Here is a 12,697-nt window from a genome sequence, read left to right on the forward strand (position 1 = left end):
TTTTCAAGGAGTTTGAATGTGACGAACCAGCTGAAGGCCGCTCGCCTCGCCCCTCTTGCGACGCCATCGGGCCTCGGGGAAAATGCAACGCGCGACATTTCTGCCGCACTTACAGCGCTGCTGGGCGACATGTTCGCGCTCTATCTCAAGACCAAGAACTTCCACTGGCATATCTCAGGGCCGCACTTCCGCGACTATCATCTGCTGCTCGACGATCAGGCAACGCAGATTTTCGCAACGACCGATGCGATCGCCGAGCGGGTTCGCAAGGTCGGGGGGACGACCATCCGATCGATCGGCCATATCGCTCGCGTCCAGCGCGTGCTCGATAACGACGCTGATTATGTCGATCCGCTCGACATGCTGGCCGAGTTGAGGGACGACAATGGCGACCTCGCAAGGCGCCTCCATGAGCTTCATGGGCTTTGCGACGAGCATGGCGACATCGCCACGGCCAGCCTAATTGAAACCTGGATGGATGAAGCGGAAGGACGCCGCTGGTTTCTCTTCGAAGCGACGCGGACGCGCTGATCGCCTACCGCTGTTGCCTGACATCTCCTGCCGGCGATCTCGACATACCAATATCGCCGGCGGCGAGCAGTTCTGGAGGAGTTTATCGGCGTGACGGATAAAATGGTTGGCGGCGTGGGTCCCCGCACGCATCAGATGTTTCCGGCCCTCACGTCATTTCAGATCGAGACGGCACACCGCTTTGCCAGCGGGCCGGCGCGACGATTTGCCGCTGGCGAGCTCATCTACGCCACAGGTGACCGGGACGTTCCGGTCTGGCTCGTTCTCGACGGCTCTATCGACGTCCTGAGGCGCGATGGACTTGCGGACGAGGCACCGATCACAACGCATGATGCGGGGCAATTTACCGGAGAGGTCAGCCAGATCGATGGGCGGGCCTCGCTTGCCTCGGCGCGCGCTGGCCATGACGGTGCCACGCTGCTGCCCTTTGACCCTCCGGACTTACGCGCGCTGATGATCGGTTCAGCCGAGATCGGCGAAATCATCATGCGCGCGCTCATTCTTCGGCGCGTTGGATTGATTGAACAGGGTGGCTCGGGGACCATCCTCATTGGAGCGCCTGACGACCCGCAACTGCTCAGACTGCAGAGCTTTTTGACCCGAACCGGCTATCCGAACCTGGTCATGGATCCCAATGTCGACGGGGAGGGGAAGGGCTTCGTCGAGCGGATGGCGCTGCTGCCTGGCGAGCTGCCGCTTGTCGTCTGTCCGAATGGAAAGCTCCTCAAGCGTCCGGACGAGCGGGAACTGGCCGCCTGTCTCGGGATACTGCCCGACATCGATGAGGCGAAAGTCTATGACATCGCAATCGTCGGCGCGGGGCCTGCGGGCCTTGCTGCGGCGGTTTACGGCGCTTCCGAGGGGCTTTCGGTGATCGTTCTCGACGAGCGCGCAATGGGCGGACAGGCTGGTGCATCATCGCGGATCGAGAATTATCTGGGATTTCCCACCGGAATTTCCGGCCAGGCGCTTGCCGGCCGTGCGTTCAATCAGGCGCTGAAGTTCGGAGCCGAGGTCGCAATTCCCGTCAGCGTCGAGCGCTTCGAACGCAAGGGCGAGACGTTCCTTCTCCATCTCTCGGGCGACGTGACGATAGTGGCCCGGACGGTCGTGATCGCGTCAGGTGCCGCTTATCAGCGCCCCGACATCCCTGAACTGGCGCGGTTTGAAGGGTCGGGCATTTCCTACTGGGCGTCCACCGTCGAGGCGCGGCTATGCGCCGGAAAGGACGTAGCTCTCGTCGGAGGCGGCAATTCGGCAGGCCAGGCCATTGTCTTTCTGGCGCCCCAGGTGAAGCGGCTTCATCTGTTCGTACGTCGGGCCCTCTCGGAAACGATGTCGCGCTATCTGATCGACCGGATCGCAGCGCTTCCCAATGTCGAAATTCACATCGGGACGGACCTGGTAGAGCTTGATTGCGACGGAACCACGCTCACCAGTGCGGTCGTTCGCGATCGCGCCGGAGGCGCGATCACGCGCTACGATATCAGCCATCTGTTCCTTTTCATCGGCGCAAGGCCACATACGCGCTGGCTGTGTGGCTCCGTTGCAACGGATGACAAGGGTTTCATCCTGACCGGCGAAAGCGCATCGCTGCTCGAGACCAGCATGCCGGGCGTATTCGCCATTGGCGATGTCCGCGCCGGCTCTACGAAGCGGGTCGCGGCGGCCGTAGGCGACGGAGCTGCGGCGATCGCACAGATCCACGGCTACCTCAGCAAGCTTGCGAAGGAAGCGGCATAAGCATCTGCAAGCCTTTGATCGATGAGATCGTGCCGGGCCTATACGGCGACGCCGGACGCTCCAGGCTTTGGAAACAAAATGACGCTTAAGAAATGTGTTGGCACGAAGCATGGTGTCTCGATCGAGGTGGCGGCCTGGGACGGCGTGGAGGCGGATGTATCGCTCTCCTGTGTCGCCATGTTCAGTAGCGAAGTTGACGACGCCTCGCCGAAAGGCGGGCTCGCCCACCTTGATAAGATTCTCGGGGGTGAATTACTGGCACTGCGGAAGGATGGGTATTTCGACGCTCGACCTGAAGAAATCGCGCTGATCGGGACGCCTCCTACACCCGTGGCTGCAGACGCCTTGCTGATCGTCGGGCTCGGCGACCCCTTGAACTCGACGCGGTCGGTCCTGGCGAACGCGGTATCCGCAGCCGCCCAGATGGCACTCGGCCTGCAGGTAAGGAGCGCCGCATTTGCACCGAGCATGCTCGATAGCGGCCTTGTGCCCGCGCAGACACATAATGCTCCGGCTCACATGGTGGAGGGGCTCATGGCTGCGCTCAATCAGAACGCACGCCTACGGCAACTTGGGCTCGCCGCGAACCTGGCCATCGAACAATGGGTATTCGATGTCGGCGCACCCCGATTCGAACAAGCCGTGGAGCAGTTCCAGGCAGCACTTGAGCGCCACTGACCAATTGCACAGGTCTGTTATCGCAGGCCTCATCTCGTCTCCCATCCCTTGAGAGAAAAGAGAAAAGAATGGAACGGCCGCCACCTCAACCTCAAATCGTCACGCGGGAGATTCAGGTGGTCGACGATGCCGGTCGCCCACGCATTCTGTTGTCAGCGCGAGGCGGTGCACCATCGATCGACCTGCTCTGCCGGGATGCGGGCGCGGCTTTGAAGATCCAGCTCGACAAGGATGATCGGCCTTCCGTCAAGCTTCAGAATCGCGCTGCCGACGGACCCATGGCATTGCTCGAGATTGATGACAAAGGTGCCCATGTGAAGCTTGACCGGCCCGGTGGAGCCTCGTCCTACCTCTTCCTGAACAACAGCGGAGGATCGGGCGTCGTGCTCATCGATGCCAATGGTAACCGGCGCGCCAGCGTCGTGCTCAGACCGGATGGAACGGTTACGGTCGAGGGCGAGGCAACAAAAGACGCAGAAGTGACAAAACATCCCTAGCCTTGGTTGCCGCGATCCCGCGTATCGGATTGCGGGCCGAAGCTGGCGGGGCGAACAATGGCTGCGCCAGTCTACTGCGACAAAGAAAGTACTTCATCGCCGGACTTCGCCGCTTTGCTACGCGATCCATTTTCTGGTTGGACCGCTGTCACCGATAGCGCACAGTCGCCGCATGGACACCAACGACAGAGAGCCTGGACCGTGGCATTTTCCCGGCACGCGCTTTGCCGACGCCAGCGGCGGCATGCGCGACCTGTCGACGATCTCGATGGAGGATCGCGGGTGACCGATGTCCGGCGCCCCCTGCGCAATGACGAAGTTGCCGCATTGATCGGCATAAAGCCGATCACGCTCAAGATCTGGCGCGTGAAAGGGAAGGGCCCTCGGTTCGTCAAGCTTGGCGAGACGAAGCAGTCCGGTGTCGTCTACGACGAAGATGACGTGCTGGCTTGGATTGCCCGGCACAAGTACCGCAGCACCAGCGGCTATGCCGCGCAAGCAACCACTGATTAAACGCACGCATGCCGTCAATCCAGGCCTCTGGCCCGATAGACGGTGAACGCCATTCCGGTATGACAGTTCGCCCAAGCATTAGGTGGCGGTCGGTCCGGCATTGGCGGAAGCTTCGAGGCGCGTTACGAGCGAGTCAGCCATGACATCGTCCTCTCACAACGCCTCGCGCATCATCCTCGCCAGCCCACGTGCCATCTTCCGGGCGTTCCTCGACCCTGAATCGCTTGTGAACTGGCGCGCGCCTGATGGCATGGAGGCACGGCTCCAGGCCTTCGATCCGCGGCCCGGCGGCGGCTATTGTATGGTGCTGACCCATTGCGATGCTGCCGGACAGCCCGGAAAGGCCAACGCGGATAGCGACGTCGTTCAGGTCCGTTTCGAGCAGATCGAGCCTGACGAGAAGATTGTCGAGAGCATCATCTTCGAAAGCGACAGTCCTGCTTTTGCTGGAACAATGACGCTCACCACCACAATGAGACCGGTGACCGGCGGCACCAAGGTGAGCTTCCTCGCCGAGAATGTGCCTTCGGGCATCAACGAGGCGGATCATCGCAAGGGCATGGAATCCTCGCTGAAGAACCTTGCTTACCTGCTCGAATAAATCTCCATGCCGGATTCTCCTCCACCATCAGCTTACCGTCATGCGCATGGACGACATGCTCGCCGAGCAAATGAGCAAGCCGAAACGCTGACGCCGTTCGGGGCGAAAGCCTGATGCGTGTGAGAGAGATTCGCTGGATATTCAGAGCGGCGAAGGTCTTGATCTGCGCTGCATGCCCGCGATCCGCGCCTGGGAGCCTGCAGTTTTGGCGATTGAGACTGCCGGCGCTTTCCGCGAAACGGTGGCTGATCCCTCTCCCCATGCTGGCCGCAATAATGCCGGGGCAGGCCCTCGCGCTCGATCCCGACCGGTCGCTGGACCAGTTGCGCCACACGCGGTGGACGCTGAGGGACGGAGCACCGGGAAACATCCGGGCGCTGGCGCAGGGCAGGGACGGCTTCCTGTGGCTCGGGTCGTCAACCGGGCTTTACCGGTTCGATGGCGTTCGCTTCGAACGCATCCTTCCCGACAAGGAGAACCCGCGGCGCTCGCTTCAGGTGACCGCCCTTTTGGCGGCCCGCAATGGGGACATCTGGGTCGGCTATGACTTCGGTGGGATCGGGATCTATCGCAACGGCCGCCTGACCGATGCCAATCCCTGGACGCCCCAGGGCGGGGTCGGCGCCATCGTCGAAGCGCGCGACGGCGCGATCTGGGTTGCGGCGGAAGCCCGCGGGAAAATGCTTCTTTCTCGCCATGAGAGGGGGCGCTGGACGCGCTACGGCCAGGAGCAGGGACTGGTCGACGGACTGATGGGGCCGCTTCTCGCCGCGTCGGACGGCAGCATCTACGTCGCCTTGCCCCCGACGCTCCTGCGGCTCGCGCCCGGCGCAGGGCGATTTGACCGGCTGAACGGGAAGGTCTCGCCCTTTGCGGCTCTGGCTCAGGACGCGCGAGGCCTGGTCTGGCTCGCCGATGACAGCGGCCTGCGCCCCATTGGAAGGGGCGCGGCGAGGATCACGCTGGACCAGATCAGCACCCCCTATGTTACGCGGCACCTGTCCAGCGATCGCGATGGCGCACTGTGGATTACCGGGCAGAATGGCGGCCTCGCCCGTCTGCGAACGAAGGACGGCCAGGCCAGCCATGCCATTGAACAAGTCTCGGCACGGCACGGCCTTTCCGCCACCTTGACCTTGTCGATGCTCGAAGATCGCGAAGGCAATGTCTGGATCGGGACGGAAGCGGGCCTCGACCGGTATTCGCCGGCCAATGTCGTTCGCGCGACCAGCGGCGAAGCACTGGTCACGGGTTTCGTCGCCCCGCCAAATTCGGACAACATCTTCTTTGCTGGCCTTGCCGGCGTGTATCGCGCCAGCCGCAATGCGCCATCCCCCACGCTCATCTTTCGAAAGTCCGATATCGGGGTGCTGTGCGGCGACGCCCGGCGTCTGCTGGCGATCAGTCTCGACGGCGCCTTTCTGCTGGACCTCGACAAAAGTGATGACGTCTCCCGGACGACGCCGGTTGCAGGGCCATTATCGGTCAGTTGCGCGCTCGATAAACAGGGCGTGTTCTGGACGGGTATGGACCGGGTGTACCGCCTTGTCGGCAGCAAACTGGTGCAGGCGGCCGGTCCCGCGGGCCAGCCCCGCGGAACCGTCACGATGCTGCGTGCCGACGATGGGGGAGGATTGCTGGCCGCTCAAAGCCGCCGCGGCCTCATTCAGATAGACAATGGGGCCGAGAAGTTGCTCCTGTCCAATGCGGCACTCGCCATCGGCGCGTTGACGACGATCGCAAGCGATGGCCAGCGTCGCATTGTCGGCGGTCAGAAGGGGATTGCTTTGCTCGGCAACCACAAGGTGACAGCGTTGACCGAGCGAACCTATCCCTATCTTGCGGGGATCACCGGGATCCATCGGGCTTCCGATGGCTGGACCTGGTTGATCGGCGCGACCGGGATCGTGCGAATTGAAAACAAGGTTCTGGACGAGGCATTCGCCAATCCAGGCACGCCAATGCCATATCAGCGCGTCGGCCATGAAGCGGATTATCGGGCGCGATCGAACCTCTTCGATGCGAATGATATTGCACAGGATCCATCGGGAAGGCTCTGGTTCGCCACCAATAGCGGCCTGGCGTGGATCGACCCGCATCGGTTGGCGCGCAACGAACGCGCGCCGCCTGTGGTTATCCGCTCTTTGCGCGTTGACGGTGCGACCTATGAAAATAGTGGCCGGACGATCCAGCTTCCGGCTCATACCGGTCGGGTGCAGATCGATTACACGGCTCTCAGCCTCTCCGATGCACCTGCAAACCGATTTCGATACCGGCTGAGTGGCGCGGGTGGCGAGTGGTTCGATGCTGGCGTCGAACGACAGGCACTTTTTACCAATCTCGGTCCTGGAAAATACGAGTTCCGGGTTATCGCCGCCAATAATGACGGGGTGTGGAATCAGCGGGGGGCCAGTCTCACTTTCGAGATCGCACCCGCATTCTACCAGACCCGCTGGTTCTTGCTCCTCGGGCTAGCAATTTTTGGCGGAGGGATCTGGCTGCTCTATCGTCGGCGGCTGCGCATCGTCGCCGATCGTGCACGTAGCCGGGTAGAGACGCAGTTGGCCGAACGCGAACGCATCGCACGCGAGCTTCACGATACGCTGTTGCAGGGCTTTCAGGGATTGATGCTGCGTTTTCAAGCGGTCGTCGAACTGCTTCCTCGCGGCGATCGGGCCAGGGTCGAACTGGAAAGTTCGTTGGACAGAGCCGAAGATGTTCTGATCGAGAGCCGGGAACGCGTGCATGCGTTGCGCGAGGAGCTGGAACCGGTCGCGCTTGCCGGACACCTGTCTGTCATGCTGCAAGAGATGGTGCCGGACTCTCTTGCATGGGGTGTGGAAGAAGAAGGCGCCGCTCGCCTGATCTGTGCCCCGGTTGCTGATGAAATCAGTCGCATCGTGCGGGAAGCAATCAGCAACGCGATACGCCACGCCGACGCAAGGAACATCGTCATTCTCATCCGCCATGCGTCGGACAAATTTACGCTCTCGGTCATCGATGATGGCATTGGGCTCCCGTCCGTCGTTAGGGAAACCGGCAAGAGGGAAGGGCATTACGGGATGGTTGGAATGCGCGAGCGCGCGCAGCGTTTGACCGGAACACTCGATATCCTTGCCGGGCCGAAGGGCGGCACGGAAATCCGTATGACGATACCCGCGCGGATCGCCTATCAATGATCTGAGGTCGGCTGGATATGAAGATCGGGGCGTGCCGCCCCTTGGATGGCAGCCTTGCATCCAGCGCCTTCAGATTCGATTGAACTTTCTCATCAAGCTGGTGAATTGAGCGAGTTCGACTTCACCCCATCCCTCGAGGCGAGAGAAGAAGGCGCTCGATTTCATCACGCTTGCGGCCTCGACCCTTCGATGACCGCTGTCTGTCAGGCTGTAGACGATTCCCCGCCCGTCGTCGGGATCGGTTGATGCTTGCGCCAATCCGTTGTCGCAGAGCGATCTTGCCAGCCGGCTGACGGCGCTTTTGTCCATGCCGATCAGTTCTGCGAGGCGTCCCGCCTTCGCCGGGCCATGGCCGTGGAGCGTCGCCGCAAGCTGATATGCGGCCGGCTGAAGATCCGGGTGAAACAGGGCCGCCGAAGCGGCCATGACGGCGCGGGAGGCCACGAGCAGGGTGCTGAGCTCAACACCCAGTTCCCTCGCAAGCTCGCTGCGCCTCTCATCCATTCATATCCTCCGATAGACGCCGCATACCAGAAATGTTTGACATATATCAACCAATAGGATTAATGGACATATATCAACTAAATGGTGTTGCGTCTATGCGTCCGAAAATCCTTGTTACTGGCGCCACCGACGGCATCGGCCGACTCGCGGCCATCGAACTGGCCCAGCGCGGAGCGCATCTCATCCTCACTGCGCGCAGCGAGGCCAAAGCCGGCGAGACTCTCGCTGCGATCGAAACCGCGGCTCCCGGCACGCGGATCGATGTATATTATGTGGATTTCACGGACCTCTCCGCCGTCGTTGCGACGGGTAAGGCAATCGCAGCACGGCATCCGCGCATCGATGTGCTGGTCAATAATGCGGGATTGCACGCTTTCCAGCAGCGCATCACGAGCGATGGCTATGCAGAGATGATCGCAGTCAACTATTTCGCCCCATGGCTGCTGACGAACGTCTTGCGGGAAGTCCTGGTGAGCTCCGCGCCATCGCGCATCGTCACCGTCGGCTCGGAGGCCTCTCGCCAGAGCGGAGGCCTCGACATCGAAAAGGACCTGTTCGACACCGCGCCCTTCACCGCCCGTGGATCGTCAAGGATCTATGGCCGCACCAAGCTCCTCGACATCATGTTCTCGCTCGAACTGGCCCGACAGCTCGAGGGTACGGGCGTTGCCGTCAATTGCTTGTGTCCAGGCTTCAATGTCACCGGGCTTGGCCGCGAACTGGGTTTCGCTCGTCCGCTCGCCGGAGTGCTGAACCGGCTTGGCGTCGGCAATCCCGAGCGGGGAGCGGGGATCATCGTGCGGCTTGCGACAGATCTGGTCTTCGGCCAGCAGACCGGCGCTTATGTGTCGGTGAAGAACGCGCGCCCTTTGACGCCTGCCGCGCCGGCGGATAGCGAGAATACACGGCGGCGTTTGTGGGAAAAGACAGCCGAGGTCCTTTCTCGCTTCAGCTGATCACCCTCTCGCCGCTCAGTGACCTTCAATGCAATCAACGCTCGGCCAGTGTGAAGCGTCGTAGGCTGAACCGCGCTCGACATCGCGCCGGTCTCTGCGCAGTTCAGCCGCGCCATTGCTATTTGAGGCGTCGCAGCAGTTCCTTCGCGACGGCGGGCGCCGAAGCGGGGTTCTGGCCGGTGATCAACTCGCGGTCGACGACGACGTTCGACGTCCAGGGAGCCTGGTTGCTAACGTAGCTGGCGCCAGCGCTCTGAAGTGCGGTCTGCGGATAGAACTTCATTTCCCCGCCCTCGAGCTGGCTCTTTGCGAGTTCCTCCTCCTGGTTGCTGATCACCGTCATCCGGTAGCCGGCATAGATCCAGTTCTGCGGTGTTGCAGAGCCCGTGGTTTCAAGTCCGCGAACGAAGCCCTGAGCATCCGTCATCGCCGACAGCAAGGCGATCGGTCCGTGACAGGCAAGCGCCGTGATCTTGCCCCTCGCATGAAAGTCCGAGAGCAGGTTGCCCAGCTCGCGGCTGACCAGAAGATCCTGCATCGGCGCATGCCCGCCCGGGATGTAGACGGCGTCGAAATGGTCATAGCCGATCTGCGCCACACGCTCGAGGCTGATGACCGGCGACTCGGTCTTCGATGTGAGCTTGAGCTGGGTCAGCAAGGCGCTGCTCGCACGCATCGCGCCTTCGTCGTCGCCGAAATACATCTTGTCTGCTGAGGACTCGTCCAGCGTCGGCGCCGCGCCGTTTGGCGTCGCAAAGGTGATGTGATGGCCCGCATCCGAAAGCGCCTTCACCGGTTGCATCAGTTCATTCAGGAAGAAGCCCGTTTTGTAGACCTTGCCGCCCTTCAGTTCGAGGTGATCGGAATCCGAAAGGACGATCAGGACGTTCCCGGCATGGGCGTTAACGACGCTCAGGCTGAGCGCCAGAACGGTGGCTGCGATGCGTAAGAGTTTCATTGCTATTCTCCGGGCCAAGGCCGTCCCGTGTGCGCGCGGCAGTTTGAGGACTGTGGCGTGTTGTCGAATTTGTCAGTTCTGCACGGCGAGAAGGTCGCGAAGGGATCGCGATTCAAAGGAGATTTATTTCGTCCCATCGGGACGATAAAGGTCGGCGCTGACAATTCATTTGTTCGAAAGAGGCAAAAATGGGTCGGCGATTCAATCATCTTGGCGACCTTGAAGTGTTCATGACCGTCGCCGAACAAGGGTCGATGACCAAGGCGGCCGTTGCGCTTTCGACTACAGCTTCCGTTCTGAGCAGGGCTATTACCCGGTTGGAAACGCGTCTGGGTGCCCAGTTGATGCGACGGACAACCCGGCGGCTCAGCCTGACCGATGCCGGCCGTGCTTATCTCGACCAGGCACGGGCGGCGTTCTCATTGATCGAGGATGCGGAGCGGACGATCCAGGGCAAGGACGCAGAGCAATTGACCGGCCATGTGCGCCTGAGTGTCCCGACGACCTATGGCCATTACAGACTGCCGGCGCTGCTGTGCAGCTTCGCCCTTGCGCACCCGCAGGTCCAGATCGAACTGAGCATCACCAATCGCAATGTCGATCTCGTCGCCGAGGGCTATGATCTGGCCATACGCCTGGGGCCCTTGCCCGACAGCGGCATGATCGCGCGGAAGCTGGAGGACGCGCCGCTGCGGCTCGTGGCTGCTCCGGTCTATATCGAGAGGAAGGGTGCCCCGCAGTCGATCGAAAGTTTGGCGGATCACCTATGCCTGCCCTTTGTCATGCCGAGCACCGGCCGCTGCGCGCCGTGGCTGTTTCGGATCGACGGGCGCGACATAGAATGGACGCCACCCAGCCATGTCCGCGTCTACGATGACGTGTTGGGCGTGTTATCGCTTGCCGAGAGCGGCCTCGGCATCTGCCAGACCTACGATTTCATCGTCCGTGACCGAATTGAGCAGGGACGACTGGTCGAGGTGTTGCAGACCGCGCACGGGCGCTCGCGCCCATTCTCCCTCATCTTCGCTCCCCATCGCCGTCTTTCTGCCGCGACGCGGGCGCTGATCGATCACCTCAGCCCTCCTTGAGCCGAGCGATGGCGCCGGGAATGGCGGGGCGATATTCGAGAGCGCCGGGGGCAGCGCCAATATTTCCGGTTCATCATTCACCCAATGCGCGTCCCTTGGTCTCGGGAACGCACCAGGCGATGAAGACGACGCCCAGCGCGCTCAGCGCGGCAAAGAGAAGGAACGATCCCGCCGCGCCGAGCGCGCTCGCAAGAACAGGGAAGGCACCGGTGACCATCAGGTTGGTGCCCCACAAGGTCAGCACAGCGAGGCCAATGGCGCGTTCGCGCAACGCCAGCGGATAGAACTCGGAGAGCAGTATCCAGGGCACCGCACCAAGGCCAACGGCATAGGCAGCGACGAAACCGCACAGCAGCAGGGCTAGAACGCCGACAGGTGCGTCAGCCCAGAAGCCGAGGGCCGTTGCGACGAGCAGCAGGTCCATGATGGTGGTTCCCCAGAGCAACAGGCTGCGCCGCCCGGCCCGGTCAACCAGCACGGTCGCCACCAGCGTGGCGAGCAGGTTAATCAGACCGATGCCGATCGTCGCCGCCATCTGCCCGTTCACGCCATCTGCCCCGGCAAACAGGCGCGGCGCGAAATAGAGCACCGCGTTGATGCCCGAGGCTTGCTGGAAGAAGGTCGTGCCGATGCCGACAAGGACGAGCCCAAGCGCGGGCCGCGCGAACATATGGCGCCAGGGGAGGGGCGGGACGTTCGCTGGTGGCATGTCGCCGGACATGGCCGGCACCTCGAGGCCAAGATAGCGGGCGGCGCGCACCGCATGCGTATCCTTTCCCCAGCTGAGGAGCTGGCGCGGGCTCTCGGGCAGCACCCACAGGCCGAGCGCGGTGAGCAGGCCCGGCACCGCGCCGGTCGCCAGCATCGGGCGCCATCCGCCGCCAGCATCGATGATCGCCTTTCCAGCCAGATAGGCGAGCAGGATCGCGAGCGCGGTGTAGATCGCCGCGAAGGAGACCATCGCACCGCGCTTCTCCGGGCGCGCGATCTCCGCGACATAGACTGGAACCACCGCGGTTGCGCCAAACACCAGGCCGATGGCGAGCCGGCAGACAAGCAAGGCGGCAAAGCTAGGCGCTATGGACGAGGCCAGGGCCAGCACAGCATAAGCACAGCCAAGGCCGATGATTGTGCGCCGCGCACCGAACGCACGGGTGAGACGGCCGCACAGGAACGAGCCTAAGCCTGCTCCGCACAGCGCCACGGCAACTACCATACCCTGCTCAACCGGCGATAGCGCGAAATCGCCGGTCAGGGTCGCCATCGCGCTCGCCACGATTCCGGTATCCCACCCCGCCAGGGTCATGCCGAAGGCGGCAACCGCCGCAAGCAGCCAGATTTTCATGATTTTCACCTTGTTCCAATTTTCGACATGCCGGCCGTTGCTTGCCGCGGCGTCCCGAAGGCATGCGGCTCGCCAGGCGGACCGCGGCGCGTCTACGGGATGCC

Annotated in this window: 12 protein-coding genes; 9 read left to right on the forward strand and 3 right to left on the reverse strand. The window is 62.3% G+C overall.

From position 1 onward, the window contains the following. Nucleotides 1–18 precede the first annotated feature (18 nt). From AC3WJD_RS00995 to AC3WJD_RS01025, 7 genes are all read left to right on the forward strand, one after another. On the forward strand, nt 19–531 hold the full coding sequence (locus AC3WJD_RS00995) for a Dps family protein (protein WP_492743685.1): 513 nt from the start codon (nt 19–21) through the stop codon (nt 529–531). 102 nt (nt 532–633) lie between these two features. After that, the gene (locus tag AC3WJD_RS01000) at nt 634–2,274 is read left to right on the forward strand and encodes an FAD-dependent oxidoreductase (protein ID WP_492744077.1); all 1,641 of its coding nucleotides are present in this window, start codon (nt 634–636) and stop codon (nt 2,272–2,274) included. A 78-nt stretch (nt 2,275–2,352) separates the two neighbouring features. Beyond that, complete coding sequence (locus AC3WJD_RS01005; RefSeq protein ID WP_492743687.1) at nt 2,353–2,952, forward strand: M17 family peptidase N-terminal domain-containing protein; 600 nt, start codon at nt 2,353–2,355, stop codon at nt 2,950–2,952. 68 nt (nt 2,953–3,020) lie between these two features. Then, a complete protein-coding gene (locus tag AC3WJD_RS01010) occupies nt 3,021–3,449 on the forward strand; it encodes a hypothetical protein (protein ID WP_492743688.1) in 429 nt (142 codons plus the stop codon). A 282-nt stretch (nt 3,450–3,731) separates the two neighbouring features. Further along, nucleotides 3,732–3,962: a helix-turn-helix transcriptional regulator gene (locus AC3WJD_RS01015; protein ID WP_492743690.1), complete on the forward strand. Its 231-nt coding sequence runs from the start codon at nt 3,732–3,734 to the stop codon at nt 3,960–3,962. 139 nt (nt 3,963–4,101) lie between these two features. Beyond that, on the forward strand, nt 4,102–4,563 hold the full coding sequence (locus AC3WJD_RS01020; RefSeq protein WP_492743692.1) for an SRPBCC domain-containing protein: 462 nt from the start codon (nt 4,102–4,104) through the stop codon (nt 4,561–4,563). A 275-nt stretch (nt 4,564–4,838) separates the two neighbouring features. Then, nucleotides 4,839–7,742, forward strand: coding sequence for a ligand-binding sensor domain-containing protein (locus tag AC3WJD_RS01025; RefSeq protein ID WP_492743694.1), 2,904 nt, complete (start codon nt 4,839–4,841; stop codon nt 7,740–7,742). A 69-nt stretch (nt 7,743–7,811) separates the two neighbouring features. On the opposite strand, the gene AC3WJD_RS01030 is transcribed toward AC3WJD_RS01025, so the two are convergent. After that, complete coding sequence (locus AC3WJD_RS01030) at nt 7,812–8,246, reverse strand: MarR family winged helix-turn-helix transcriptional regulator (RefSeq protein WP_492743696.1); 435 nt, start codon at nt 8,244–8,246, stop codon at nt 7,812–7,814. Nucleotides 8,247–8,278: 32 nt separating this feature from the next. Here AC3WJD_RS01030 and AC3WJD_RS01035 point away from each other — a divergent pair, with 32 nt between their 5' ends. Continuing rightward, the gene (locus AC3WJD_RS01035; protein ID WP_492743698.1) at nt 8,279–9,202 is read left to right on the forward strand and encodes an SDR family NAD(P)-dependent oxidoreductase; all 924 of its coding nucleotides are present in this window, start codon (nt 8,279–8,281) and stop codon (nt 9,200–9,202) included. A 118-nt stretch (nt 9,203–9,320) separates the two neighbouring features. Here the strand turns inward: AC3WJD_RS01035 and AC3WJD_RS01040 are convergent, their stop codons facing one another. After that, on the reverse strand, nt 9,321–10,160 hold the full coding sequence (locus AC3WJD_RS01040; protein ID WP_492743700.1) for a type 1 glutamine amidotransferase domain-containing protein: 840 nt from the start codon (nt 10,158–10,160) through the stop codon (nt 9,321–9,323). A 188-nt stretch (nt 10,161–10,348) separates the two neighbouring features. Here AC3WJD_RS01040 and AC3WJD_RS01045 point away from each other — a divergent pair, with 188 nt between their 5' ends. Continuing rightward, nucleotides 10,349–11,248, forward strand: coding sequence for a LysR family transcriptional regulator (locus tag AC3WJD_RS01045; protein ID WP_492743702.1), 900 nt, complete (start codon nt 10,349–10,351; stop codon nt 11,246–11,248). A gap of 73 nt (nt 11,249–11,321) precedes the next feature. Here AC3WJD_RS01045 and AC3WJD_RS01050 read toward each other — a convergent pair whose 3' ends face one another. Next, nucleotides 11,322–12,593 carry a sugar porter family MFS transporter gene (locus AC3WJD_RS01050; protein ID WP_492743704.1) on the reverse strand — a complete coding sequence of 424 codons (1,272 nt, stop codon included), beginning with the start codon at nt 12,591–12,593 and terminating at the stop codon, nt 11,322–11,324. Nucleotides 12,594–12,697 lie beyond the last annotated feature (104 nt).

The sequence above is a fragment of the Sphingobium sp. FW306-1B-F04DB genome, assembly GCF_058781925.1.